The sequence below is a fragment of the Bradyrhizobium sp. R2.2-H genome, from assembly GCF_004346455.1.
Taxonomy (GTDB): Bacteria; Pseudomonadota; Alphaproteobacteria; order Rhizobiales; family Xanthobacteraceae; genus Bradyrhizobium; species Bradyrhizobium diversitatis.
Window position 1 is genome coordinate 1 of sequence record NZ_SMBR01000002.1, and the last position, 23,591, is coordinate 23,591.

Annotated in this window: 25 protein-coding genes; 15 read left to right on the forward strand and 10 right to left on the reverse strand. The window is 63.6% G+C overall.

Going from position 1 to position 23,591, the window contains the following annotated elements:
* Positions 1 to 425 precede the first annotated feature (425 nt).
* The 4 genes from EDE08_RS04055 to EDE08_RS04070 all read left to right on the forward strand — a co-directional run bounded on the left by EDE08_RS04055 (position 426) and on the right by EDE08_RS04070 (position 4,180).
* Entirely contained in the window at positions 426 to 2,456 is a 2,031-nt protein-coding gene (locus tag EDE08_RS04055; protein ID WP_131867478.1) for an acetoacetate--CoA ligase, read from the forward strand.
* Between the two features lie 801 nt (positions 2,457 to 3,257).
* Positions 3,258 to 3,491 carry a hypothetical protein gene (locus EDE08_RS04060; RefSeq protein ID WP_131867480.1) on the forward strand — a complete coding sequence of 78 codons (234 nt, stop codon included), beginning with the start codon at positions 3,258 to 3,260 and terminating at the stop codon, positions 3,489 to 3,491.
* 139 nt (positions 3,492 to 3,630) lie between these two features.
* A complete protein-coding gene (locus EDE08_RS04065) occupies positions 3,631 to 3,810 on the forward strand; it encodes a hypothetical protein (RefSeq protein WP_207912905.1) in 180 nt (59 codons plus the stop codon).
* A 133-nt stretch (positions 3,811 to 3,943) separates the two neighbouring features.
* A complete protein-coding gene (locus EDE08_RS04070) occupies positions 3,944 to 4,180 on the forward strand; it encodes a hypothetical protein (RefSeq protein ID WP_131867482.1) in 237 nt (78 codons plus the stop codon).
* A gap of 26 nt (positions 4,181 to 4,206) precedes the next feature.
* On the opposite strand, the gene EDE08_RS04075 is transcribed toward EDE08_RS04070, so the two are convergent.
* From EDE08_RS04075 to EDE08_RS04085, 3 genes are read right to left on the reverse strand one after another with little or no spacing between them, the layout of a single operon-like run.
* A complete protein-coding gene (locus EDE08_RS04075; protein WP_207912903.1) occupies positions 4,207 to 6,867 on the reverse strand; it encodes a cation-translocating P-type ATPase in 2,661 nt (886 codons plus the stop codon).
* Positions 6,868 to 6,906: 39 nt separating this feature from the next.
* Positions 6,907 to 8,190: an MgtC/SapB family protein gene (locus tag EDE08_RS04080; protein WP_207912902.1), complete on the reverse strand. Its 1,284-nt coding sequence runs from the start codon at positions 8,188 to 8,190 to the stop codon at positions 6,907 to 6,909.
* Positions 8,187 to 8,366: a hypothetical protein gene (locus tag EDE08_RS04085; RefSeq protein WP_131867486.1), complete on the reverse strand. Its 180-nt coding sequence runs from the start codon at positions 8,364 to 8,366 to the stop codon at positions 8,187 to 8,189. Before EDE08_RS04085 ends, EDE08_RS04080 begins: the two co-directional genes overlap by 4 nt.
* Positions 8,367 to 8,796: 430 nt before the next feature.
* On the opposite strand from EDE08_RS04085, the gene EDE08_RS04090 reads away from it, so the two are divergent.
* Complete coding sequence (locus tag EDE08_RS04090) at positions 8,797 to 11,082, forward strand: heavy metal translocating P-type ATPase (protein WP_131867488.1); 2,286 nt, start codon at positions 8,797 to 8,799, stop codon at positions 11,080 to 11,082.
* 91 nt (positions 11,083 to 11,173) lie between these two features.
* On the opposite strand, the gene EDE08_RS04095 is transcribed toward EDE08_RS04090, so the two are convergent.
* Positions 11,174 to 11,806 carry a DUF6789 family protein gene (locus EDE08_RS04095; protein WP_245524694.1) on the reverse strand — a complete coding sequence of 211 codons (633 nt, stop codon included), beginning with the start codon at positions 11,804 to 11,806 and terminating at the stop codon, positions 11,174 to 11,176.
* Positions 11,807 to 12,068: 262 nt separating this feature from the next.
* On the opposite strand from EDE08_RS04095, the gene EDE08_RS04100 reads away from it, so the two are divergent.
* Entirely contained in the window at positions 12,069 to 13,421 is a 1,353-nt protein-coding gene (locus tag EDE08_RS04100) for a ferredoxin reductase family protein (protein ID WP_131867490.1), read from the forward strand.
* A gap of 102 nt (positions 13,422 to 13,523) precedes the next feature.
* Here the strand turns inward: EDE08_RS04100 and EDE08_RS04105 are convergent, their stop codons facing one another.
* Positions 13,524 to 13,760, reverse strand: coding sequence for a DUF6894 family protein (locus tag EDE08_RS04105; RefSeq protein WP_131867492.1), 237 nt, complete (start codon positions 13,758 to 13,760; stop codon positions 13,524 to 13,526).
* A gap of 333 nt (positions 13,761 to 14,093) precedes the next feature.
* On the opposite strand from EDE08_RS04105, the gene EDE08_RS04110 reads away from it, so the two are divergent.
* On the forward strand, positions 14,094 to 14,285 hold the full coding sequence (locus tag EDE08_RS04110; protein WP_131867494.1) for a hypothetical protein: 192 nt from the start codon (positions 14,094 to 14,096) through the stop codon (positions 14,283 to 14,285).
* A gap of 194 nt (positions 14,286 to 14,479) precedes the next feature.
* On the opposite strand, the gene EDE08_RS04115 is transcribed toward EDE08_RS04110, so the two are convergent.
* Together EDE08_RS04115 and EDE08_RS04120 are read right to left on the reverse strand one after the other, a co-directional pair.
* Complete coding sequence (locus EDE08_RS04115) at positions 14,480 to 14,908, reverse strand: universal stress protein (RefSeq protein WP_035674991.1); 429 nt, start codon at positions 14,906 to 14,908, stop codon at positions 14,480 to 14,482.
* A 215-nt stretch (positions 14,909 to 15,123) separates the two neighbouring features.
* Entirely contained in the window at positions 15,124 to 15,552 is a 429-nt protein-coding gene (locus EDE08_RS04120; protein WP_245524695.1) for a DUF2267 domain-containing protein, read from the reverse strand.
* A 174-nt stretch (positions 15,553 to 15,726) separates the two neighbouring features.
* Between EDE08_RS04120 and EDE08_RS04125 the strand changes: the two genes are divergently transcribed.
* The 5 genes from EDE08_RS04125 (at position 15,727) to EDE08_RS38215 (ending at position 18,784) form a co-directional block, all read left to right on the forward strand.
* Positions 15,727 to 16,293 (forward strand): HPF/RaiA family ribosome-associated protein, encoded by a 567-nt coding sequence (locus tag EDE08_RS04125; RefSeq protein WP_131867496.1) that lies wholly within the window; start codon positions 15,727 to 15,729, stop codon positions 16,291 to 16,293.
* 282 nt (positions 16,294 to 16,575) lie between these two features.
* The gene (locus EDE08_RS04130; RefSeq protein ID WP_131867498.1) at positions 16,576 to 17,028 is read left to right on the forward strand and encodes a DUF2231 domain-containing protein; all 453 of its coding nucleotides are present in this window, start codon (positions 16,576 to 16,578) and stop codon (positions 17,026 to 17,028) included.
* Entirely contained in the window at positions 17,025 to 18,359 is a 1,335-nt protein-coding gene (locus EDE08_RS04135) for a PQQ-dependent sugar dehydrogenase (RefSeq protein WP_131867500.1), read from the forward strand. Before EDE08_RS04130 ends, EDE08_RS04135 begins: the two co-directional genes overlap by 4 nt.
* Before the next feature lie 26 nt (positions 18,360 to 18,385).
* A complete protein-coding gene (locus EDE08_RS04140) occupies positions 18,386 to 18,589 on the forward strand; it encodes a hypothetical protein (RefSeq protein WP_061030115.1) in 204 nt (67 codons plus the stop codon).
* A gap of 24 nt (positions 18,590 to 18,613) precedes the next feature.
* Positions 18,614 to 18,784, forward strand: coding sequence for a hypothetical protein (locus EDE08_RS38215; protein WP_165935777.1), 171 nt, complete (start codon positions 18,614 to 18,616; stop codon positions 18,782 to 18,784).
* A gap of 66 nt (positions 18,785 to 18,850) precedes the next feature.
* On the opposite strand, the gene EDE08_RS04145 is transcribed toward EDE08_RS38215, so the two are convergent.
* Positions 18,851 to 19,234, reverse strand: a complete 384-nt coding sequence (locus EDE08_RS04145) for a type II toxin-antitoxin system VapC family toxin (protein ID WP_131867502.1) — start codon at positions 19,232 to 19,234, stop codon at positions 18,851 to 18,853.
* Positions 19,231 to 19,488: a type II toxin-antitoxin system Phd/YefM family antitoxin gene (locus EDE08_RS04150; RefSeq protein ID WP_131867504.1), complete on the reverse strand. Its 258-nt coding sequence runs from the start codon at positions 19,486 to 19,488 to the stop codon at positions 19,231 to 19,233. The genes EDE08_RS04145 and EDE08_RS04150 overlap by 4 nt, the downstream gene beginning before the upstream one ends.
* 188 nt (positions 19,489 to 19,676) lie before the next feature.
* On the opposite strand from EDE08_RS04150, the gene EDE08_RS04155 reads away from it, so the two are divergent.
* The 3 genes from EDE08_RS04155 to EDE08_RS04165 all read left to right on the forward strand — a co-directional run bounded on the left by EDE08_RS04155 (position 19,677) and on the right by EDE08_RS04165 (position 22,679).
* The gene (locus EDE08_RS04155; RefSeq protein WP_131867506.1) at positions 19,677 to 20,882 is read left to right on the forward strand and encodes an MFS transporter; all 1,206 of its coding nucleotides are present in this window, start codon (positions 19,677 to 19,679) and stop codon (positions 20,880 to 20,882) included.
* 179 nt (positions 20,883 to 21,061) lie between these two features.
* Complete coding sequence (locus tag EDE08_RS04160; protein WP_131867508.1) at positions 21,062 to 22,291, forward strand: CaiB/BaiF CoA transferase family protein; 1,230 nt, start codon at positions 21,062 to 21,064, stop codon at positions 22,289 to 22,291.
* 172 nt (positions 22,292 to 22,463) lie between these two features.
* Positions 22,464 to 22,679 (forward strand): hypothetical protein, encoded by a 216-nt coding sequence (locus EDE08_RS04165; RefSeq protein WP_131867510.1) that lies wholly within the window; start codon positions 22,464 to 22,466, stop codon positions 22,677 to 22,679.
* A gap of 80 nt (positions 22,680 to 22,759) precedes the next feature.
* Here EDE08_RS04165 and EDE08_RS04170 read toward each other — a convergent pair whose 3' ends face one another.
* Entirely contained in the window at positions 22,760 to 23,425 is a 666-nt protein-coding gene (locus EDE08_RS04170) for a TetR/AcrR family transcriptional regulator (RefSeq protein ID WP_131867512.1), read from the reverse strand.
* Between the last annotated feature and the right edge of the window lie 166 nt (positions 23,426 to 23,591).

Sequence of the window (23,591 nt, forward strand, 5' to 3'; positions counted from 1 at the left end):
CACCGCAAAGCCGCCCGCCCGCTACGGCGCTATTTGGGGGCGCGCGTCCGGGCGGCTTTGCTCTACCGAGCTACACCACTCCCGGGGACACGACCCGCAGATGATCGCCATTTTCGGAGCGCAAGCGGCTGAGCGCGCCGCCCGCCGTGCACAAGAAAGCAAATGAACTGGTCGCCTGATACTCCGGCGACGCATCAAGGTCGCGGCGCGAGGGCCTTCGGCCCGGATCGAGTGGCTTAGCCTAGGGGCTCCGCAAACAGCGGAGCGCTACCAAGACTCTTCGCCGATGCTGCTTGTGCCGGTCTCGGCGAGTGTTCGCATCCGAGAGTCGCCTCATCGAGGCAACCGGGGTTTTCCGCCGCGTGATATCGCCGGACGCCTTGTGCGAAGCCCGCTTGACACGTTGACGCTGAGGGATCTCTGAAATGACTGCTTTGCCCGAACCGCAGATCACCCGCTACACTCGTTGGCTCGAGCGAGAGCACGGGCTGCACTTCGATCCGAGAACGACCGAAGGCTATGATGCGCTGTGGCGATGGTCCGTGAACGAGCTCGATGCCTTCTGGTCGTCTGTTTGGCACTATTTTGACATTCAGTCCCCCACGCCGCACAGCGCCGTGTTGGTGGAAGAAAAGATGCCCGGAGCGCAGTGGTTTCCCGGGGCGCAGCTCAACTATGTGCAGCAGGTGTTTCGCCATGCCGACGCAGCGCATGCCGCTGGCCACCCGGCGATCGTGTTCCAAAACGAGCGTATGCGTGAGCACGGCGAGCTGCAGGAGGTGAGCTGGCCCGAGCTGCGTCGTCAGGTGGCGTCGCTCGCGGCGCATCTGCAGCGCCTCGGCGTCGAAGCTGGCGACCGGGTAGTCGCCGTCCTACCAAACACGCCGCAGACCGCTGTGGCTTTTCTCGCGGTGGCGAGCCTCGGGGCTGTGTGGTCAGTGTGCTCTCCCGACATGGGTGCCATCGCGGTGCTCGATCGCTTCCGCCAAATTGCGCCCAAAATCCTGATCGCTTGCGATGGCTATGTGTACGGCGGCACGGCATACGACCGCCTGCCGGTGCTAGAGAATCTGCTTGGCGAACTGCCGAGCGTACAGCATGTGGTACTGTGGCGAAGTCTCGATGCGAACGCCGAGCCGGGGCGCCTGGCCTCCGCGTCCCGGCAGTCGCACGACTTCGATCAGTTGACCGCCGACGAAGCGAACCTGGAGCCCAAGTGGGTCGCCTTCCACCACCCGCTGTGGGTCGTCTATTCCAGCGGCACGACCGGCCTGCCGAAGCCCATCGTGCATGGCCACGGCGGTGTGGTGCTTGAGGCGATCAAGATGCTCGGCTTGCACACGAATCTGGGCGCCACGGTCGACACGGGCGATCGCTACCACTGGTACAGCGCCACGGGTTGGATCATGTGGAACTCTCAGGTGGCGGGTCTGTTGCTCGGGACGACGATCTGCATCTACGACGGCAGCCCGGCCGGAAAGAGCGGGAATGCCGACTGGTCCACGCTGTGGCGTTTCGTCGACGAAGCCAGGGCGACCTTCTTCGGCGCGGGCAGTGCCTTTTTCTCCAACTGCCTCAAAGCCGAGGTGAAGCCGAAGGAGATCCTCAAGCTTGCGCACCTGCGTGCCCTGGGAGCCACAGGCTCTCCGCTTGCCATCGAATGTTACCGCTGGGCCTACGACCACGTACCTAAGGTTGAAGGAAAGGACATCTGGCTGTCGGTCGTATCGGGGGGCACCGATTTCGCCGGTGCTTTCATTGCGGGCCTGCCGACGCTGCCGGTCCTGGAAGGCGAGATGCAGTGCCGTTGTCTTGGTGCGGCAATCGAGGCGTGGAACGAAAACGGAAAACCGCTGACTGATGAAGTCGGTGAACTCGTTTGCACCAAGCCCATGCCGTCGATGCCGCTCTACTTCTGGAATGACCCTGACAACAAGCGCTACAACGAGAGCTATTTCGATATGTACCCTGGGGTTTGGCGTCACGGTGATTGGATTCGCATCACGCCGAGCGGTGGCGCGATCATCTACGGCCGAAGCGACGCCACGATCAACCGCCATGGTATTCGTATGGGCACCTCTGAGCTCTATCGCGCTGCCGAAACGCAACCCGAAGTTCTCGACAGTCTGGTGGTCGACCTCGAATACCTGGGCCGCGAAAGTTACATGCCACTCTTCGTGGTGTTGCGAGAGGGTCTGACCCTCGATCCGGCACTCGAAAAGCGCCTTCGCGAGGCCATCAAGACGGCGCTCTCAGCCCGCCATGTGCCTAACGAGATCATTCAAGTGAGTGCCATTCCGCGCACGCTGTCCGGTAAGAAGATGGAATTGCCTGTGAAGAAACTGCTGATGGGCACGGCGCCCGAGCAACTATTCAAGCTCGATGCGATGGCCAACGCGGATTGCGTGCCCTGGTTCGTCGAGTTCGCGAAGCGGAGAATGTCTTCGAACGTCTGAAGGCGAGAATTCTGAAGCGGCAAACTGGGGAAGCTGTCTCATGTCGGACCAGATTCAGGAGATTGGCCAAGCCTTCACGTGAACCGCCCCGGGAAGCACGCCCTGTGGTCTTCGTGAGGGGCTGGACTGACCCACGTTAGATGACGTCGGTTGTCATTGGACGGAATTTGCGAAGCGGCGCGACCGCGCAGCAAATCGATCGAGCGCCGGCTAGCTCGAGCGCTCACTTCTGAAATCGAAAAGCTGAGGTGTGGTGACTGTCGAGCCAGGGGGCAGTCCGAGTATCTTGCCGCCAGTGACAGCCAACTCGAATATCATTCCGACAGGAACAAAATCTGTAGTGATCTCAACAAGCAAAAAGGCTGCGAATTGTCGGAATGAGCCTGCCAAATGACGCGGCCCCAGTTCATCGTTCGCCTGCTCGCCAGAGGGCAGGGTACCAAAAATACTATCGAAGCATTTGGTGCGCTAGCGCACCATCATTATGAGGAACGACCAGAGCAGCATGGCGATTATTTTCACGCCGGTCGCCCCCCGTGGCCGGCAATTGCGGCCCCGGCATCACGCCCCCTCAATTGCCCCAGCCGGGGCCGCTCCCATCAAAGGTCCGATGGTACCGGAGAGCACCGCATAGTTGGTCCGCTGGTGTACGATGAGCCCCGATGTGAGTTGCCCTCGCGGCGCTTTTACTCTCAACCTCACAATCGCCGGGGCTGGATCATATCTCACCTGTTCATATTTTCTCCGGCCGAAGGCCGCAGCAGCGTTTGCTGCGGCCTTTTGCCTAACAGGAGCACAGGAATGAAATACGAATCTTGCTTGATTGTTCGGGCTCTCCCCGGTCGCCAACTGGATAGTTTGCGTGGAGCTGCGTCTCGTGTCGCAAAAGCAAACGATGTGAATTGGTATGCTGATCGCGCCGACATCGGAACGCGTTTCTGTTTTGACAGTGATAGAGCGAAGACTGCTTTCGCTCTGGTCTGCGATGAAATTGGAATTTCGTACGAAGACCCAATGAAGGCCCCGCCGGCGTGAACCGGCCTGCGCGTTGATGTAGAGCGTGGTGGTGGCGTTGAGTAGCGCTTGCGTCGGAGCGACGGTGAAGCCGTATCCGTTGTTGCGCGCGCCGCACCATGTTGTTAGACCGCTCCATCAACATCGAAGGAGCGTCAAATTGGCCAAGAAGAAAAAAGCAATCCGCCGCGAGTGGACACCTGCTGAACTGCGAGCACTAAAGAAGCATTCGAAGGATCGGACCCCCGTCGCGAAGATTGCGAAGGAGATGAAGCGAACCGAGGGCGCGCTCCGTCAGAAGGCCATCGTGTTGGGGATCGGATTGGGACATCAGCGGTGATTGAAGGCCGCGGGCATGGGCCGCGACGAGTCCGCCCGCTACATCGGCTAGTGGGCGTGATTTCGGACCCGGATGAGACGTCACCCGAAAGGTTGTAGTGACTTGCACCGCAACCGAAACAAGAGGTCCAGACGTGGCTCAAATTTCAGGCTACATACTCGTCAATGTCACCGGCTTGGCCTCTGCGGGCACCGTTAGCGCCCCGGGTCTAAAAGCTGGTGATCGCATTCTTCAGGCCTGCTCCTCCTCTTTGGGGGGAAATGTGAATATTTTCGAGGCTGTTGTTTCGGTCGATGACGAATTGGTTCAGTTCACCGCATTTGGATCGTCAACAGCGGTTCCGTTTGAAATTCTAGCCCTCCGTCTCTAGAATCATCCGCTTGCGTTTCCATCAGCTTACGCGCGACTGGCGGCGGCGATCTTGTGATCTCGATTGGCAAGCGCGATGATGGCGCGGCCGACCTGAATGAGCAGCGATGGCGCCAGGCTGCAGCCCATGATGACGGCCCACATCGCCGCCGTCGGGGAGGTGACGTGCAACACCTCCGCCATCAGCGGCCAGTAGGGAGGAACCGCGAGCAGAGCGCCGCAGAGGCCGACGGCAGCCCAGATCCATGGATTGCGCGTGACCTCGTTGGCGACGACGCCGGAGCGGCTGCTGCGCATGTCGAAGACGTGCCAGAGTTGCGCGAATGCGATCGTCAGGAATGTGGTGGTGACCACTGCCTCGCCGGTCCAGCCGGCCGAAAGCGCCAGCCCAAGCGCCGCGAAAGTTCCGCCGGCCAGCGGAATGCTCTGCAGCACGATCGCTGTCCATTGCCGGCGACCGAGGATCGGCTCCTTCGGACGGCGCGGCGGCCGCTCGAGAATATCGCGTTCTCCCTCGCCCATTGCCAGTGCGAAAGCGGGGAATACGTCGGTCACGAGATTCAGGTACAGGATCTGCAGCGGCAGGATCGGCAGGGGCAGTGCCGCCGCGATCGCGATCCCAACAACCAGGACCTCGCTGATGTTGCAGGACAGAAGGTAAGCGGCGGCCCGACGGATGTTGCCGAAAATGACTCTGCCTTCCCGAACCGCCTTGACGATCGTCGGAAAGGCGTCGTCGAGCAGGATCATCGCCGCCGCCTGGCGCGCGACGTCCGTTCCGCGCAGGCCCATGGCCACGCCGATGTCGGCCTGCTTCAACGCCGGTGCATCGTTCACGCCATCCCCGGTCATCGCGACGATTTCACCGGACGCCTGATACGCGCGTACGATCGCAAGTTTCTCCGCCGGGCTGACGCGGGCGAAGATGCCAACGCGCTTCAGCTCCTGCGGATGCTTTTCGATGAGATGCTCGACATGGCGGCCTTCCGCCACATGGTCAGCCTCGAGCCCGATCGCACGGCCTATGCTGCGGGCCGTGACGGCATGATCGCCGGTCACCATGACGACGCGGATGCCGGCATGACGGCAATCGCGGATCGCCTGCGGAACGTCGGCGCGCGCAGGGTCTTCCAGGCCGACGAGGCCCACGAATACCAGCTCGCCATAGGGCTGAGCATCTGCGGATGTCGCCAGTTTGGTCGCGCAGGCGAGCACGCGCAGGCCGTGCTGTCCGAGCTCGGCAATCCGCCCGCTCCATAGACGGCGCGCGGCTTCGTCCAGTGTCGTCTCGCCGTTCTCGGTGAGCATGCCGGTGCACGCGGCGAGCACATGCTCCGGTGCACCCTTCACGGCATAGAAATACGCGTCGCCATGCTGGTGCACGGTCGCCATCATCTTGCTTTCGTTGTCGAAAGCGTGCTTGGCCGCGATCGGAAAGCCGCGCAGCAGCTCGCGGCGATTCAAACCTGCCGCCCGGCCAGCCTGCAGCAGCGCCACTTCCATGGGATCACCGCTATGGGCTACCCCCCCATGGCCAAGCGAGGCCTCGTTGCAAAGTACCATTGTATGCAGCAGCCGCTGGAGCAGCGCATCGCCGGCAAGCTCCTCCGCGCCGGCCTTTTCGACTTCGCCGGATTCCACCCACAACCGCCGCACGGCCATCCGGTTCTCGGTGAGCGTGCCGGTCTTGTCGGTCAGGATCACCGTGGTCGCGCCCAATGTCTCGACCGCGGAGAGCCGCTCCAGCAGCGCATTCTGGCGGGCCATGCGCCACATCCCGCGGGCGAGCGCGAGCGTGGCCACAATCGGCAGGCCCTCGGGAATGGCGGCCACCGCGAGCGCGATCGACGATTCCACAACCAGGAAAGCATCTTCTCCCTTCGCCATTCCAACCGCCGCGATCACGACGGTCAGAAGCCCGACCGCCCAAACGAGCTGCCCGGACAACCGTGCGAGCCTGCGTTCAACCGGTGAGCTCTCGGGCTCCGCTTCTTCGACGAGGTGAGAGATCCGGCCGAGTTCGGTCCGGGCCCCCGTCGCGACGACGACGCCAAGACCGCTGCCGCGCGTCACGGCCGTGCCCTTGAACAGCATCGATGTGCGCTCGGCGATCCGCGCATCTTCGGCGGCCGGCTCGGGCGACTTGTCGACCGGCACCGACTCGCCCGTCAGGGTCGACTCGTCGGCCGCAAGCCGCGAGGCTTCCACGATGCGCAGGTCAGCCGAGATCGCATCGCCTGCCTCGACGAGGAGCATGTCGCCGGGTACGAGGTCCTCAGCCGGGAGCACGCGCGCGTGACCGTCGCGTCGCACGCGAGCCGATGTCCGGCCAAGCGCGCGCAACGCCTCGATCGATCGTGCTGCCCTGATTTCGGTCAGGAAACCGATGAGGGTATTGAGGACGAGAACCGCGACGATCGCCACGCCTTCCGCGAGTTCGACGAACCAGAAGGCGAGCGCAGCGGCTGCCGCCAGCAGGTAGACCACCGGGGTCTGCAGCTGGTGAAGAAGTATGGTCAGGGCGCCGATCGGCTTCCTTGCAACGATCGCGTTCGTACCGAAGCGGATGCGGCGCGCCGTCGCCTCATGTTCCGCGAGGCCTTGCTCGGGCTCGACTTGAAGCGCGCGAAGGATCTCGCTCGCCGGCAACGAATGCGCGGTCGCGGTTGTCAGTCCAACTTCATGCATCAAATCGCCTTTCGGCATCAGACCTGCGCCTCTTCCCGGCTATCTCCGAAACATTTGGTGAGCGACATCAGGACCGACTGCACCGGCCCATGCGGCCGCGATGACCAGCAGCAGGCCGGGGATCAGCCGCAGCGCGAAGGAGCGTCCGCCGCTGACCCAGCCAACGACGATCTTGCTGAGCGTATTTGTCGACAGCGCCGCCAGAATCGGAGTCACAGCGTCGGCGGAGCTGATCTTTCCTGAGGCGGCGAGGGTGGCTGTGGCGACGGCCGGCGAATGCGTATCTGCGAGCCCGGCTACGGCCGCGCTGACCAGCAGGCCGATTTCCCCAAACGCGTCCCGCAGGCCGGCAGCGAGCACGAGGACGCCGGAGAGCGTCAAGGCGAGCAACAAGGCCGACGGCAGGCTGAAAGCACGTCCGAGCTGGAGCTCGGCGGCGCTCGTCTCTCGCATGCCCTTCACCGTGAAGATCGCGCCATAGAGACCTGCCGCGGCACCGGCACAGAGGAGCGGAATCGTCAGACTCTGCAACGTAGCGAGATTTGTCGCTGCGAGCACCGCGACGAGCTGAACGATCGTTGCGACGGTCGAAAGCGTTGCGCCGGCGGTAGCGGCGCCAAGCAGCTCCGGTGCCTTGCGACCCCGCGCCCCCATCGCTCCGATCGTGGCCGTGCTGGAGACAAAGCCCGAGGCGAAGCCTGAAATGGCGAGACCGCCTCTTGCGCCGAGCAGGCGTATTGCAACATGCCCGGCGGCACCGATGGCCATCACCAGAATGACGATGATCCAGATCGCGCGTGGATTGAGCGCGCCATAGGGGCCGACCGGCCGATCCGGAAGCAAGGGGAGGACAACGAGCGTGGCGGCGGCAAAGATCAGGCCGTCCTTGACCTCGCCTTCGCTGAGCACCTTCCGGACGAAGTCGTGCAATGCCGCACGGCCTGCAAGCAGAATGGCCAGAATGACGGCAACGCCCGCGGCCAAAAGCGGACGCTGGGTGGCCAGTCCGCCAAGCAGAACCGTCAGGATGAGTGCGATCTCCGAAGTCAAGCCGGGATCGTCGCTCCTGGACCGGAGATAGGCGATCGCGGTCATGGCCACGATCCCCGCGGTCACGAGCGCCAGCAGGCCCTTGCCGCCGACCATGACGCTGACGGCGCCGGCAAGGGATGCCGCGGCAAAGGTACGCAGCCCGGCAGGCGAGCGCCCCGGTCCCTCGCCCTTGCGGCGTTCTCGCTCGAGACCGATCAGGAGCCCGATGCCGAGCGCGACGATGATGGCGATGACGTCGGGGCTCAGGCTCGGCTTCAGAAAATCCATCATGTGTACTGCACGGCGTCACGTTCTTGTGCCTGTGGCGGTGCTTCGATCGCGACTGCTGCCCAATCCCGCCGGATTCGTATCAACGTCATGGTCACCGCCGGCAGCAATAGATCAAGTGCCACGCCCGCTGGCTCGTGAAAAGTGAGGCCGACGACGACAGCAATGAACGGCAGCATCGCATGCATCCGCCGCGAGCGTGCCGGAGATGCGACAGGAGATCCCGGCACGGTATCCACTTTGAGTTATCTCATGCAAGGACCAGCGGCTGGAACTATCGACGAAGCCGCCGCCAGGCCACTTGATTTCGCTCAATCTGACGGCCGCAACCATGTCGCAAGCCAGCGATCTCGTTGATCGTGGCTGAGAATGTTGCCGCCGCACGGGATTTCGTTCGGGCGCAGTGGATGGGACCCGAGACGTCGCGGTCCATGAGGGGGAGAGATTCTCGTTGTCGCCCCGCATACGCCAGTTGCGGCCAGCCTTGCACTGATCGCTCTAAAAGAGCGCTTGCGAATTGGTGTTTCTTCATCTCTGCGGTTGATCCTTCTCAAACAACGGTGCTGGTTTCGGGAGAGAGTAACGTTCCATTAGCTGTGGGACCAAACCATGTCGTTTGAGCGGGTCTTGCGATGGACCCTGGTTGCGGTTGCAATCGCCGGATTGGCCGCGGGTATTCTTGCGCGAGCCGCCGGCCGCCTCGATCTGGCCGATCTCGCATGGGCGCTCGGCACTGCGCCCGTGATCGGCGGGCTGGCGGTCTCGATCGTCAGGGATCTGCTGGGTGGCCGTCTGGGCGTGGACGCGATTGCGCTGCTGTCGATGAGTGCGGCGCTGGCACTGGGCCAGCCGCTTGCCGGCGCCGTCGTTGCGCTGATGTATTCCGGCGGAAATGTGCTGGAGGACATCGCGATCGCGCGGGCGGAGCGCGACCTGCGGTCCCTGGTCGATCGGGCACCGCGGCACGCTCATCGCAAGAACGACGAGCGGATCGGGGACGTGCCGATCGAGGAAGTCGCAGTCGGCGAACAGCTCCTGGTGCGGGCAGGCGAGATTGTGCCTGTCGACGGTATCGTGGGCTCGGTCTCGGCCACGATCGACGAGTCCGCGGTCACAGGCGAACCCATTCCGGTCGAGAAGACACGCGGCAGCGCAGTGCTTTCGGGCTCACTGAATGCGGGTGAGACCTTCGAGTTGACCGTGACCGCGCCGGCTGGCGAGAGCACCTATGCCGGCATCGTGCGCATGGTGACGGCGGCCCAGACGGCGAAGGCTCCCTTCGTGCGAATGGCCGACCGCTATGCGCTGGTCTTTCTGCCGGTGACGCTCGTCATGGCCTTCGTGGCGTGGCGCATCTCCGGCGATCTGACCCGTAGCCTTGCCGTGTTGGTGGCGGCGACACCTTGTCCACTGATCCTGGCCGCACCGGTCGCCTTCATTGCCGGCGTGGCGCAGGCGGCCCGCCGTGGCATCCTGGTCAAGGGCGGAGCGGCGCTGGAGGCGCTGGCGCGCGCGCACACCGTCCTGCTCGACAAGACCGGCACCCTGACCGTGGGAGGGGCGCGGTTGCTCTCCGTCGAGGTCGCGCCGGGGCAGGACGCGGACGAGGTCCTGACGCTTGGCGCATCGCTCGAGCAAGCCTCGCATCATGTGCTCGCGAAGGCGGTTGTTGCTGCCGCCGTCGATCGCGGTCTCAAGCTGAGGCCGCCGGAACATGTCAAGGAGACCATGGGGTCTGGCCTGAGCGGCCTGATCGATGGACGCCGGGTCACCGCCGGTTCGCGAGAGATGCTTCTCTCGCATGCCGAGCTATCGCCGTGGGAACTGCGCGCCATCCGGCGCGCCTCGTGGCGTTCGGCGTTGATCGTATTCGTTGCTGTTGATGGGCGTTCAATCGGCGCACTGCTGCTGGCCGACGAGCTGCGGCCCGATACGCCACGCGCGATCCGGCTGCTGCGCGATGCCGGCATTGTGCGGATGGTGATGGTCACCGGCGATCGCGCCGCAGCGGCGCAGGCAATCGGTGCGGCGCTCGATCTCGATGCCGTGCTGGCCGACCGCGTTCCTTCGGACAAGGTCGAGGCGGTGCGTACCGAACAGCGTCAGCATCCGACCATCATGGTCGGCGACGGCATCAATGATGCCCCGGCGCTGGCCGTGGCCGACATCGGGGTCGCGCTCGGCGCTCGCGGCGCGAGCGCCTCGTCCGAGGCTGCAGACGTGGTGATTCTGGCGGACCGGCTCGATCGGGTTGGGGAGGCGATCGTAATTGCACAGCGGGCACGGCGTATCGCCGTGCAGAGCATTGTCGTCGGCATGGGGCTGTCACTGGCGGCAATGGTCGCCGCCACGCTTGGCTGGCTCGATCCCGTGCCCGCGGCGATCGTCCAGGAGGTGATCGATGTTGCGGTCATTCTGAATGCGCTGCGGGCGCTCACTCCGGCCCTGGTCAGGGGCGGCCCGCGCATCACGACAGAGCAAGGCTTGTCCTTGCATCACGATCATCAGGCCCTCTTCAAGGATCTCGACCGCCTGCGCGCGATCGTCGACGCGCTGGACGACGTGACGCCCGAATCCGCCGCGGCGTTGATCGGGGAAGCCCACCGCCTGGTTCAGACTAGCGTCGTGATGCACGAGCGCAAGGATGAGGACAGCGTCTATCCAAAGCTTGCGGAGGTTCTGCGCGACCGCCATGGCCTGTCCGCCATGAGCCGCGCGCATCGTGAGATCCTGCACCTCGCCCGGCTGCTCGCTCGGATCGTCGAGGACATTCCGTCTGAGAAGATCGACCGCTATCTGGTCCGGGACGCTCAGCGGGTCATCGAGGCGATTGAAACGTTGGTGCGCATGCACACGGCTCAGGAGGAGGATATCTACGAAGCCGTGGCGGCATAGGCGACAGCTCGATATGCGGGCGGGCCAAGGATGATCTGGAGGAATCCCTTGCTCCTCCTGTCGCTCAGATATGGGAAGTGTACCGGCGATCTCACCAATGCTGCAGCCGGTCCTTGCCGGTCTTTCCGTCCCTGGCGTAGAGCGCATTGTAGACAATGCCCATGACGATGCTGTAGCTGAGCAGCATCATCAGAGAGAACAATGCCGGCGAAATGCCGAGCCCTGCATCGAGGGCAAAGAAGCCGAGGCCGATGATCGGGAAGAATGCCAGCCCCATGATGATCCATCCGAAGACTCCGAACACAGCCCCCTTCGTCACCCCGGTCTTGCCGGGTAACCGCTGATAAGAGTATCCGAAAACAAGCCCGACCAGTGTGGAACCGTTCAGGAATGATAGCGCCCACGGCACCATCGGATCGACGGCGCTCCCAACCAAATGACTGAGCGTTGCCTGGAGATTGTCGTAGGGCTGAAACGATGGAAGCAGCCCTGCGCGAGATTTGAGATACATCAGCAGCGAATGGGCAATACTGCCGGCAATACCTGCGGCAATCGACTTCCATATCCGATCGCCAGTTCGTCGAGACATCGGCAGCGCATCCGGAGCCTCAGTGGCTGGCCGGAACTTGGCTCCCCATCTGCTCCGGCCCTTGGATATCTTGCGTGCATAGCGCGGCGACAGGACAGGTCTGACCAAATGCTGAAGTTGTGGTGCAAGCCGCAACTGTAGCTCAGACGAGCAGCATTCTCATCGCGGTGCTCCGGTTGAGCGAAACACCTATCAAAGCCTGCCCGCAGTTCGATCCATTTGTCTTGACGTGGATCAACGATGGAAGGGTTGCCAGACAGGAGAAGCTGGCCTCCCATAACTGCCTTTGTGGCTTCTGATGTGTGTCGCATTGAGTGAGCTCAATGCGACACGGCTCGATCGGCTGCATTGTGCCTTGCGATCGGTCACGCCGATGTCGGCATGAGACAGGGCCCACATGCAAAATCCAAAGCGGGCATTTTGGGGTAGTCTGGCGGTTCTCGTCCTGCTTTGGCTGGTTGCGGAACCCCGTCCATTTGGGACCGGTCCCTTTTTCCCGCTTCGCGAGAGGATGGTGCAGTTAAGCGGCGTCCTGGCAATCGGTTGCATGAGCATGGCGATGATCCTCGCACTGCGACCGCGCTGGCCGGAGGCGTGGCTCGGCGGCCTCGACAAGATGTACCGCTTGCACAAATGGCTCGGCATCGCCGCCCTTGTGACGGCCATTGTTCATTGGCTATGGGCCGATGGCCCGAAATGGGCCGTCGGCTGGGGTCTGCTGGCGCGACCGGAGCGTGGGGCGAGGCCCGTCATCGAGAATCCCATTGAAGCCTTCTTTGCCAGCCTGCGCGGATTGGTGGAGGGGCTCGGCGAATGGGCGTTCTATGGGACTGTGGTGCTGATCGTTCTGGCACTCGTTCAGTCGTTTCCCTACCGGCTGTTCTACAAGACGCATCGGCTTATCGCCCTTGCGTACCTCGTGCTGGTCTTTCATGCCGTCACTCTGATGAAGTTCAGCTACTGGATGTCCCCGCTCGGCTGGATCATGGGCGGGCTGCTCGCCTGCGGCACATGGGCGGCCGTTCTTGCGCTCCTGCGACGCGTGGGCGCTGGGCGGCAGGTCAGTGGCAGGATCACCTCTCTGAAATACTATCCCGGCGTCAGAGCAATCGAGACCGAAATCGAGTTGCCGTACGGCTGGCCGGGACACAGACCGGGCCAGTTTGCCTTCGCCACGTCGGACACCTCGGAGGGCGCCCATCCCTACACGATCGCGTCCGGCTGGAGCGCTGAAAACCCCAGGATCACCTTCATCACCAAGGAACTGGGCGACCACACCAGCCGGCTGCGGGAGAAGCTCCGCGTCGGGCAGGAGGTAAAGGTGGAAGGGCCCTATGGTTGCTTCACTTTCGACGACGATTGCGCGCACCAGATCTGGATCGGCGGCGGCATTGGCATCACGCCTTTCGTCGCCCGCATGAAGGAGCTGGCCATGCAGACGGGGACTCCCGCTTGCACCATTGCGCCGACGGTTCACCTCTTTCACACCACGGCTGATGTCGACGAGGAGGCGCTGGGAAAGCTTGCAGCAGATGCGCACTCGGCTGATGTACGCCTGCACGTTCTTGTCGACGCCCGTGATGGACGACTGAGTGGCGAGCGCATTCGCGAAGCGGCGCCGGAATGGCGCACGGCGAGCATCTGGTTTTGTGGCCCGACCGCTTTCGGTGAAGCGCTCAGGCGAGACTTCGCCATGCACGGCTTTCCTGTCGGCGAGATGTTCCATCAGGAACTATTCGCGATGCGATAGCGCAAAGATCGAAGCCGCCGCGCACTTCGCTGTCTCCGTCCCTCGCTGGGGTAGAGACGGCAGGCGGATCGCAAGACGAGCGCCATCTCAAAGACACCCGGCCTATTGCTTCGGCCGGGCAATCTCAAATACAAAGGCGGCCTGGAAGATTGGTCCGCTCATCGTTCGAACCTCGATCGCCATGTGCTGGCGCTCATCGAGTGGGGGAAGGTCCTTGGCCAGATCGCCTAACGCTCTTGCAGCTTCGATCTCGGCCGCCTTCTGATCGGCGAGATCAAGGCCCTCTTCGTCGGGATAGAGATCCTGGCCGTCTCTAATGTCGAAGTAGTACCGGGTCATCAAAGCGCACCCTCTGCAGGCGGGAGCGCGCGTGGTCTCTCAGCCACCGACGCCCTGGTTGGCTGATGTCGATGATACCTGAAAATATGGGGCAAGAGGTCCGATGTTCCAAACTAATTCTTGTTCGATCCGGGATCGTCTGGAGGTAGGGAACTCATGGTCGAATGATGAGTTGACTTGGACCCGCTTGCGAGCAGCAGCGCCCGAAGATGCCATGAGCGCGAGCACTGTGGTGGCCAGCCACGACGATCGATCAAGCGCTTGCAAGCGCTATTCGCCTCAGACAATCAGGCAAAGTGACCGGCAGGCGCCGCTCAATCGAAGGACAACAAAATGAGGACGAATGACAATCGCACGGCTCGTGCCAAGCGCGAGGCCGACAAGCTGTTCAAGCAGGTCGACACGACGAAGACGAAACGGCCGAGTGACTATGAAATCGCGCAACAGTCGTTTCAAGACAACCGCGAGCGCTTGAAGGCGGAGCGCTTGGCTCGGGAGGCCAAGTCGACTGGTCGACGCGAATAGGGACGTGTTCGGCAGCGCTGCTGTGGCGTTGATCTGATTCCGAGAGAGCTCCTCTTTGTTGCTTTATGCCGCCGCCGGCCAACCGGCCAAAAGAAAAACCATAATCAACGCTCTCATCATTTCCGATAGCATGGATCCGGGGCGCCGTCCGTTAGTGCTGCGTCCTCCCATCGACGGTTGCGGCCGGTCCCGCTCTAGGGTACGACGACCACAGCGCAAGGAGCGAGGCTGACGAGCTTTTGCGAGACGCTGCCGAGCAGCAAGCCGGCTAGCTGGCCGCGTCCGCGCCGTCCCACGACGATCATTTTGGTCGACGTCTGGGCCGCGAGATCGATCAGGGATTGGGTGATGTCACCCCAACATGTCCGAACGTCAATGTGGATGGGACCTGCTTCGCGCGCACGGGCTTGCGCGGCCTTGAGGGTCTGCCCTGTCAAGGCTTCCAACAGGTCACCGGCGGTGGCTCCGCCGTGCGGAAGTTGCCGAACCTCTTCTCCCAGAAGTCGATCGGCAACCGTGACGATCAGGAGATCGCATGCCAACGCTCTGGCAAGCTCTGCCGCCACGTCGATCGCTCGGCATGCGCCGCTCGATCCGTCGGTTGCCACCATGATGTTCGTCATGCGAGCGTTCCTCGGGTTTTTGGGCATTCCGCAGGGGTTGATCGCCAGCGTACGTCGGGAGGCCGCGTGCGTTCAGTCCCCGCGCGACCGCGATACTCCGGGTGCTGAATCGGCTGCGGCCGCTGCCGTGCGCAGTCAGCGTTCCTGCCAACCACAGCGGTGGCATGAGAACGTCGAGCGATTGATCGCGTTTCATGCACCGCGCCTCGGTCTGGTCAGCCCTGTAGATTTCTGAGCGCCGCCGGAAGATGGGCCATCAACTTCTCGAATTCGCCGGGATCCAGCTTTTCCCACAGCACTGCGTAAACACCGCGGGCTGCGCCGAGCGCAGTGAGCGGGAACTGCGGCGGAAGCTCCTTGGCGACATGTGCCGCAAATTCCTCGATATGCCGTTCCTTGGTCGGCGTTGCCGCCAATCGCCAGCCCTCGTAGTAGATCCCTCGCACCATGATCGGCAGCTGAGCCCCGAGCTTGACGACCACCTCCGGCGGCAACCGATCGCGCAACGCATGCAGAACGGCTCGCAATGCACTGTAGGCCTGGTGGCGGTTCTCCAGGGCCAGCTGCTCGTCGATGGCCTTGAGCCAGACATTTATTTCCTGGACCGAATGATCCAACGCAGTCACACCCGTGGACATGCTCATGATGTTGCTCCCGGACCAGCGACAGATGGTTCATTATTCGCGGGCTCGGGCTGGCCTGCTTTGACGTGCCGCAAGGTTCCCACGGCGGATTGCCAATCGGATCGGGTTGATCTCGCGCAAAGTTTTGGGCGCATCGTGTGCTCAGAATGTCCGTCCGATAGGAGGAGCGCGACCATGCAAACTCCGGCTCAAATCGAGTTCGAGCACGTGACGGCGTCCCCGACGCTGCAAGCTGCGATCGACCGGCACATCGCTGAGCTGGAAAAGCGCTACGGTCGAGCGACCGCGGGCCGCATCATCGTGAGAGGCCCTGCCGATCGTCACAAGACGGGCGGTCAATACCAGGTGAGCATTCGCCTGTGCCTTCCCGAAGGGCGCGAAGTCAATGTCGGGCGGACGCCCAAGCAGGACGAGCGGTACGCCGATCTGACCTTTGCGGTGGACGATGCATTCAAGCGCGCGCGGCGGCAGCTGCAAGACCAAGTGCGTGTGATGCATGGCCAGACCAAGCTCCACGCAGGAGAGCCTGTTGGAACCGTCGTGCGTATCGATCCCAGCCGCGAGTTCGGCTGTCTGGAAGGGACCGACGGCCGAGAGGTCTATTTCAATCGTAACAGCGTTGTGGAGGGGCGCGCGAGCATCGCCGTCGGCTCGCGTGTCAGCTTTGTTGAGGATCTCGGAGAGAAAGGACCACGGGCCAGCACGGTCAAGGTTCTGAACAAGCACAGCTTGCGGACGTAGGTGCCATCACTGAATTGTGCATGATGGTTTAGCAGCTGGATGCCTCGGGGCCGCATTGGCGCGGAGCGATCGGCTGCGCCCTGGGGCTCTAAGCTCGCGATTACCGTGAAGATTTGGCCCGGCCGTTGTTCCCGTCGGAGATGGGCGGGTGAGCCATGGCCTCGCTTCGCGCATGGGCGGCGTGTGAGGTCGGCGCAAGGCTTGCTGCACAACGGTAGGAACCTTCATCGCGGGCCTGAGTTGGCCGCACGGGCAGGGGCCAAAAGTCACACGAGGCCAATCGTGCAAGAAGACGTGCGCGTGCGCAGCATCGCGCAGATCGCGGGTCATCCCATTCATCCGATGCTGGTGCCGATCCCGATCGCGTGTTTTGTCGGGGCGCTGCTGACTGACATCGCCTATGTCGTCAGCGCCGAGATCATGTGGGCGGATTTTTCGGCCTGGCTTCTGCTCGTCGGCGTCATCTTCGGCGTGCTGGCGGCCATCGCGGGCCTGACCGATTTCCTCGGTAACCGGCTGGTGCGGGCGCAGGCGCCGGCCTGGCCGCATTTGATCGGCAATGCGGTGGTGCTGATCCTGGCGATCTTCAACACGATGATCCACACGCGCGATGCCTGGACCTCGGTGTGGCCGAGCGGGCTCGTTCTGTCCGCGATCACCGTGCTGATCCTGCCGATCACGGGCTGGCTCGGCTGGGCCATGGTCTATCGCCACGGCGTGGGAGTTGCGCGATGAAGCACTTGTTCACCCACGCGCTGTTGTGCTCGTCGCTGCTGTTTCTGGCCGGCTGCAATGACGGCAGCGGCGATCCCAGGGCGCAAGTCGGCGCCAACCCGACACTCCCCGACATCCAGCAATATTTGCTGCCGCCGATCCATATCGCCCGCATCGTCGGCTGGAAGAAAGACGAGACGCCGACCGTCGCGCAAGGTTTGCAGGCCAAGGCTTTCGCCACGGGCTTGCAGCATCCGCGCTCGCTCTACGTGCTGCCCAATGGCGACGTGCTGGTGGTGGAATCCAAGGCGCCGAAGGGCGCCCCGATCAAGCGGCCAAAAGAGATCGTGATGGGCTTCGTCGAGTCCTGGGCGACCTCCGGCGGCGATACCGGTGCGAGCAATCGCATCACGCTGCTGCGCGACAGCAATGGCGACGGCGTGCCGGAGACGCAAAGCGTGTTCCTCGACCATCTCAATTCGCCGTTCGGCGTCGCGCTGGTCGGCAACGATCTCTATGTCGCCAACACCGACGCGATCGTCCGATATCCCTACACGGAAGGGGATACGAAGATCACCGCGCCGGGCACGGTGCTGACGCCGCTGCCGGGCGGACCGATCAACCATCACTGGACCAAGAGCCTGGTGGCGAGCCCCGACGGCTCGAAGCTCTATGCCGGCGTCGGCTCCAACAGCAACATCACCGAGAACGGCATGGAGGCCGAGCACAATCGCGCTGCGATCCTCGAGATCGATCGCGCCAGCGGTCGCTGGCGCGTGTTCGCAAGCGGTCTGCGCAACCCGAACGGCCTCAGCTTCGAGCCGCAGACCGGCGCGCTGTGGACGGTGGTGAACGAGCGTGACGAGCTCGGCCCCGATCTCGTCCCCGACTACATGACCTCGGTGAAGGACGGCGGCTTCTACGGCTGGCCCTACAGCTATTTCGGCCAGCACGTCGATCCCCGCGTCAAGCCGGAGCGGCCGGATCTCGTCGCCAAGGCGATCGTGCCGGACTATGCCCTGAGCTCGCATGTCGCACCGCTCGGGCTCGCCTTCAACACCGGCGCCGGTCTGCCGGCCGCCTATCGCGGCGGCGCGTTCGTCGGCGAGCACGGCAGTTGGAACAGGCATGTGCTCAACGGCTACAAGGTCGTGTTCGTGCCGTTCACGGACGGCAAGCCGAGCGGTCCGGCGCAAGACGTCGTCACGGGCTTTCTCAACGGCGACAACCAGGCGCGCGGCAGGCCCGTCGGCGTCGCCATCGACAAGGCCGGCGCGCTTCTGGTCGCAGACGACAGCGGCAACACGGTCTGGCGGGTGACGGCAGCGCATCCGCAGCTGACGCAACATTAGACTTCGAGAACGGGAGGAGTTCGACAATGGGCCTTGCTCAATATGCCATCGTACCGGTGCAGGACGAATGGGGCGTGCTGCATGACGGCGACGTCAAGAGCCGATACGCGACCAAGGAAGCCGCCTTTGAGTCGGCGGTGGCCGCGGCGTCCCTGGCCCTTCGCGAGGGACATGAAGTCCATGTCAGCGTGCCCGGCCGCGAAGCCGGCGACAACGCGCTCGGTGTGTAGAGCAACCGAGAGAAGGAGGCCGAGATGACCAAGCCCCGTGAGCCCAACGGCGTCGAGCCACCCCGCTCCGAGGACGACATCCAGCGCGAGCAGCTCGGTCCGCGCGGCGTGCCCGGTGCGCCTGATCCGGCCAGGATGACCCCGCAGCGCGACAAGAAGACCCCGAAGCAGGTCGATCCCGGCCACACCGCGTGATGCGGCGGGCGAGCTCTCAGCTCTTTGAATCCGGCGCGCAAGACACCGCAGCGCTTCGCACGCGACTTACACCGCCGCGGTAATATCAGTCTGTGCAAAGTCATCGCCGACATAGAGCAGCGCGCAGCCATTCTCCTTTGCGACATCGTAAGCGAAGCAATCGCCAAAGTTGAGGCCGGCAGGATGGCTTCCTTGGCCCCAACGTGAGTAGATCTGCGCTACGCGCTCAGCGGAGGCTCGGGTCACCGAAATCACGTTGAAGCCGAGATTTGCGATCAGGTTCTGCATCTCTTCGTGCACGCCGCGGCGCGCAGCGACGATCAGGCTCTCGGCAGCGGTGGCGGCCGAGATCAGGATTTCGTCAGCCGTCTCCAGGGCAGCGATGCAGGCATTGGCTTGGGGCTCGTCGAGCACGATTGCCATGAGTGCCGACGTATCGACCGCGATCATTCCGGCAGTCCGTCGTCACCGAAAAGAAAGTCCTGACTGCGGGCCGCATCCGGGCTGGGAAGGGCTTTGGCTGCGCCGTTCTTGCGCGCAGCCTCGAGCACCGCGCGGCGGGTCGTAAGGTCCGGCGGAAGCTTGATCGGAACGAGCCGCACCGCAGGATGTCCGTGTCGCGTCAGGATCACCTCGTCGCCGGCTTCTGCACGGCGGACGAGATCGGTCAACTGTCCCTTGGCCTCGGTGACGGAGACTCGCATCTCATTGTCCTTTTTGGAGTTTCCACAAAATGGACCAGAGAATAGTCCATGTCAATCGGGCGGGGGCTTCTTCGGCTCTGCGAATGCGGCTTCTCACCATTCGGAACTTACATTCCTCGATCCTGCGATCTGCAGCTAAGAGATGTGAGCCGGCGCGATCTGCGCCCGGCAGGCAGGCGACGTTTGGAATGCGGTTCTTGAAATCTGACGGCAGGCTCATCGGCGTCCTGCTGGTGCTCGCCATCACGCAGCTGGTCGGATGGGGCACGATCGGGCTTCCCGCCATCGTCGGGCGCGATCTCGCGGCCGATCTCGGCATGAGCCTGCCGGCGGTGTTCGCCGGGACATCCGTTCTCTACGTCTCGATGGGGCTGTGTGGCCCGTTGCTCGCCAAATCCTTTGCGCGGCATGGCGCGCGGACGGTCATGATGGTCGGTACGATCGTCACTGCGCCGGGCTTCGTGCTGCTCTCGCTCGCGCGCGAGCCGATGCTTTATTTTGCCGCGTGGATCGTGCTCGGCATAGCCGGCAGCGCCACACTGTCGACCGGCGCCTATATCATGCTGAACGAGGTCGCGGGGCGGCGGGCCAAGAGCGCGATCGGCGCGCTCATGCTGGTGACGGGCCTGTCCAGCAGCATCTTCTGGCCGACCACCTCGTTCCTGAGCGGTCACCTCGGCTGGCGGGGGACGTGCCTCGTCTACGCGGCGATGATGCTCGTCGTCAGCCTCCCGCTCTATGCGTTCTTCGCGCCGCGCCGGATCGTCGCGAAGGACGATGGCGCCGAGCCGGCCAGGCGGTCGCCGCCGCCTGCGATTCCGAGGAGCACGTTCGGGCTCGTCGTCGCCGCGATCACGCTGAACGCCTTCGTCACTTTCGGCATCAGCGCCGTCCTGATCGAGCTCTTGCGGGCGGAGGGGCTGACGCCGGCGCAGGCGCTCGCCTTCGGCTCGATGCTGGGCGTGATCCAGGTCAGCGCCCGCGGGCTGGATTTCCTCGGTGGCGGGCGGTGGGACGGGATCACGACCGGGCTCGTGGCGGGCACCGCATTGCCGGTCGCCATGCTGCTGCTGATGATGAGCGAGGGCGCCACCTGGGCGGTCGCGGTGTTCATCCTGCTCTATGGTGCCGGCAGCGGCGCGATGGCGGTGGCGCGGGCGACCATCCCGCTCGTGTTCTACGACCAGGCCGAGTTCGCCAAGGCCATGTCGATGATCGCGCTGCCGCTCAATCTGGCATCGGCGGTCTCGCCGCCGCTCCTCGTCGGCCTGCTGACCCAGTTCGGCAGCCGCGGTGCGCTCGGTCTCACCTTTGTCTTCTCCTGCGCCGCGGTGCTGATCCTGGCCCTGCTCGGCCGCCGCCGGCCGCGGGTGGTCGCGGCGGGCGCAACCTGAGCCGCGAGGCGAAATTCGCGGTGCGGAAAGTTGCGGGCAGCAATTGGCGCCGCTGCCCGGCAGGAGATGGCCGTATGCCGTCAGTGCAGTGCTCAGGCGGCGAAAATAGTGTATCCGCAGGGAGCGCGGCCTTTCGATCTCGCCGCCGCGCCAAGATCAGTTCCCCGGAGGAAATCGATATGTCGGCCTTGCCGCTCTCAGGCATCAAGATCCTTGACCTCACCCGCGTGCTGGCCGGGCCCCTGTCGGCCCAGATGCTGGGCGATCTCGGCGCGGAGGTGATCAAGATCGAGCGGCCGGGCACCGGCGACGATGCGCGCGCCTTCGGCCCCCCGTACCTGACCGACCCCGAGGGCAAGGCCAACAACAACAATTCGTTCTATCTCTGCGCCAACCGCAACAAGAAGTCCGTCACCATCAACATCGCCAAGCCGGAAGGGCAGGCGATCGTCCGGGAGCTCGCCAAGGACGCCGACGTCTTCATGGAGAACTACAAGGTCGGCGATCTCAAGCGCTACGGCCTCGACTACGAGACCATCAAGGCGATCAATCCCGGCATCATCTATTGCTCGGTGACGGGCTTCGGCCAGACCGGGCCGTATGCGCCGCGTGCCGGCTATGATGCTATCCTGCAGGCGATGGGCGGATTGATGAGCGTCACCGGCCATATCGACGGCGAGCCGGGCGAGGGCCCGATGAAGGTCGGCCCGTCGATCGTCGACTACATGACCGGCATGAACTCCTCGATCGGGATTCTCTCGGCGCTCTACCATCGTGATGCCAATGGCGGGCAGGGACAGCACATTGACGTCTGCCTGTTCGACACCGTCATCGCATCCTTGTCGCACTGGCTGCAGATCTATCTCGTCAACGGCAAGACGCCTCCGCGCCGCGGCACCTGGGGCAATGGCGGCATGCCGGCCGGCGTGTTCCGCTGCGCCGACGGCGAATTGATGCTCGTGGTCGGGAACGACGGCCAGTTTCAGCGCACCTGCGCCGTCCTCGGCGAGCCCGAGCTCGCGAACGATCCGCGCTTCGTCAAGAACAACGATCGCGTCGTGCACGGCAAGGAGATCATGGCGATCTTCGCCGGCCTGTTCCTGAAGAAGCCGGTGGCCTACTGGCTGGAAAAGCTGGAGGAGGCCGGCGTGCCGTCAGGTCCGATCAACAATTTCGAGCAGGTGTTTTCCGATCCGCACGTCCAGTCGCGCGGCATGCGGGTGAAGGTCGACCACCCCTTCAAACCCGATCTTTCGCTGGTCCGCAACGCGCTGACCCTCTCGGAGACGCCGATCGAGACCTACCGCGCCCCGCCGCTGCTGGGGGAACATACCGAAGAAGTGCTAGGCGCCAAGCTCGGCTATGATGCCGGCAAGATCGAGACGCTGAGGCAGCAGGGGATCATCTAGCCGGAGGGAACGCGAGGCGACCGTTGCGACGGCCGCGGACCCACGCGCGATGCCGGGGCTTGCCTGAAGCTTGCGCGCAATCCCCAAATAATCCCGGTCCGTAGTCGCACAGGCTTCCCCTTCGCGCGAGACTCTGATTCGATCTCTCCACTTGAGTTCGGGAGGGAAGTGAATGTCCTACACGATCGGGTTCCAGGCCAAGGACCAGAAGGCCATTCTGGCGACCGAGGCGGCCACCGCCAATCAGGCCGTCGCCATCATTGCTGCGCTGCGGCAGAGCGCCGACGAAATAAAGTTCATCCGCTCGCCGCAGGAAGGCGAGATGGGCATCGAGATGCTGCTGCTGCTCGCCAAGGAAGAGGCCGAGGAGATGCCGCAGCGGATATAGGCGCGTCGCCGCTACCCGGACTTCGGAGGTCTTGCCGCAAGCGGGACTAACTCGCTCGGCTTTCGACCGATGTTCATTGATCAGCGCGAATCCCGCGCCAGCGCTCGCGGCTTTGCGTCGACCTTTCCCGCGGTCAGCGCCATCGTCGCGACGCTGACCACGCGCGCGACCACGTCCTCGACGTCGTCGAGGTCGCATTTGCCTTCAGACAGCTTCGTCAGCCGTTCGCTCTCGCGGATGGTGTGGTGCGCCATCGCGAGCGCGAAGTTGAGGCCCCAGTAGATATCGACCTCGCTGCGCTCGGGCAGGGCGCGGCGCATCGCGCCGGCGAATTTCCGCAAATGGTCGATCTCGCGGTTCTTGATGCGGCGGATCGGCGGCACGGATTCGATCGAGGCGCGGATCATGAAGCGCGCCGCGGTGGAGCGCTGGTTCGCCGGGCCGAGGCAGCCGCGCAGCGTCGGTCCCACAAGTGCGCGCAAGATCACCTCGATCGGCGCACGGCCGCCGCCTTGCTCTTCCGCCGCCTTCAACTCGCGCAGGCGCTCGCGGTTGGTGGCGATCGAGCGTGTGACGAACAGCTCTGCGATCAGCTCGTCCTTCGAGCCGAAGTGATAGTTCACCGCCGCCAGGTTGACATTCGCCTCCGCGACGATGTCGCGCAGCGTCACGTCGCCAAAGCCGCGATCGGCATAGAGCCGTTCTGCGGCGGCGAGAATGGCAGACCTCGTATGATCGCTGGCCATGGGAGCCCTCAGGGAGGGGAGTTGCAATTCAAACAGTTGTATGAAACTATCGTTTGAAGGCCGGGAAAGTCAATCCGCAATCAGGACTCATTCGCAACTGTGATGGGTTCCGGTGCGCCTCGCAGCTTCGCGCTTGCGGGCCGCGTTCGGCGGGAGGACAGTCCGG

Excerpts from the sequence above, each read along its gene's own strand:
- EDE08_RS04055 (WP_131867478.1), top strand. The coding sequence starts at position 426 with ATGACTGCTTTGCCCGAACCGCAGATCACCCGCTACACTCGTTGGCTC.
- EDE08_RS04060 (WP_131867480.1), top strand. The coding sequence starts at position 3,258 with ATGAAATACGAATCTTGCTTGATTGTTCGGGCTCTCCCCGGTCGCCAA.
- EDE08_RS04075 (WP_207912903.1), bottom strand. The coding sequence starts at position 6,867 with ATGCATGAAGTTGGACTGACAACCGCGACCGCGCATTCGTTGCCGGCG.
- EDE08_RS04080 (WP_207912902.1), bottom strand. The coding sequence starts at position 8,190 with ATGATGGATTTTCTGAAGCCGAGCCTGAGCCCCGACGTCATCGCCATC.
- EDE08_RS04085 (WP_131867486.1), bottom strand. The coding sequence starts at position 8,366 with ATGCTGCCGTTCATTGCTGTCGTCGTCGGCCTCACTTTTCACGAGCCA.
- EDE08_RS04090 (WP_131867488.1), top strand. The coding sequence starts at position 8,797 with ATGTCGTTTGAGCGGGTCTTGCGATGGACCCTGGTTGCGGTTGCAATC.
- EDE08_RS04100 (WP_131867490.1), top strand. The coding sequence starts at position 12,069 with ATGCAAAATCCAAAGCGGGCATTTTGGGGTAGTCTGGCGGTTCTCGTC.
- EDE08_RS04105 (WP_131867492.1), bottom strand. The coding sequence starts at position 13,760 with ATGACCCGGTACTACTTCGACATTAGAGACGGCCAGGATCTCTATCCC.
- EDE08_RS04110 (WP_131867494.1), top strand. The coding sequence starts at position 14,094 with ATGAGGACGAATGACAATCGCACGGCTCGTGCCAAGCGCGAGGCCGAC.
- EDE08_RS04115 (WP_035674991.1), bottom strand. The coding sequence starts at position 14,908 with ATGACGAACATCATGGTGGCAACCGACGGATCGAGCGGCGCATGCCGA.
- EDE08_RS04120 (WP_245524695.1), bottom strand. The coding sequence starts at position 15,552 with ATGAGCATGTCCACGGGTGTGACTGCGTTGGATCATTCGGTCCAGGAA.
- EDE08_RS04125 (WP_131867496.1), top strand. The coding sequence starts at position 15,727 with ATGCAAACTCCGGCTCAAATCGAGTTCGAGCACGTGACGGCGTCCCCG.
- EDE08_RS04135 (WP_131867500.1), top strand. The coding sequence starts at position 17,025 with ATGAAGCACTTGTTCACCCACGCGCTGTTGTGCTCGTCGCTGCTGTTT.
- EDE08_RS04140 (WP_061030115.1), top strand. The coding sequence starts at position 18,386 with ATGGGCCTTGCTCAATATGCCATCGTACCGGTGCAGGACGAATGGGGC.
- EDE08_RS38215 (WP_165935777.1), top strand. The coding sequence starts at position 18,614 with ATGACCAAGCCCCGTGAGCCCAACGGCGTCGAGCCACCCCGCTCCGAG.
- EDE08_RS04145 (WP_131867502.1), bottom strand. The coding sequence starts at position 19,234 with ATGATCGCGGTCGATACGTCGGCACTCATGGCAATCGTGCTCGACGAG.
- EDE08_RS04150 (WP_131867504.1), bottom strand. The coding sequence starts at position 19,488 with ATGCGAGTCTCCGTCACCGAGGCCAAGGGACAGTTGACCGATCTCGTC.
- EDE08_RS04155 (WP_131867506.1), top strand. The coding sequence starts at position 19,677 with ATGCGGTTCTTGAAATCTGACGGCAGGCTCATCGGCGTCCTGCTGGTG.
- EDE08_RS04160 (WP_131867508.1), top strand. The coding sequence starts at position 21,062 with ATGTCGGCCTTGCCGCTCTCAGGCATCAAGATCCTTGACCTCACCCGC.
- EDE08_RS04165 (WP_131867510.1), top strand. The coding sequence starts at position 22,464 with ATGTCCTACACGATCGGGTTCCAGGCCAAGGACCAGAAGGCCATTCTG.
- EDE08_RS04170 (WP_131867512.1), bottom strand. The coding sequence starts at position 23,425 with ATGGCCAGCGATCATACGAGGTCTGCCATTCTCGCCGCCGCAGAACGG.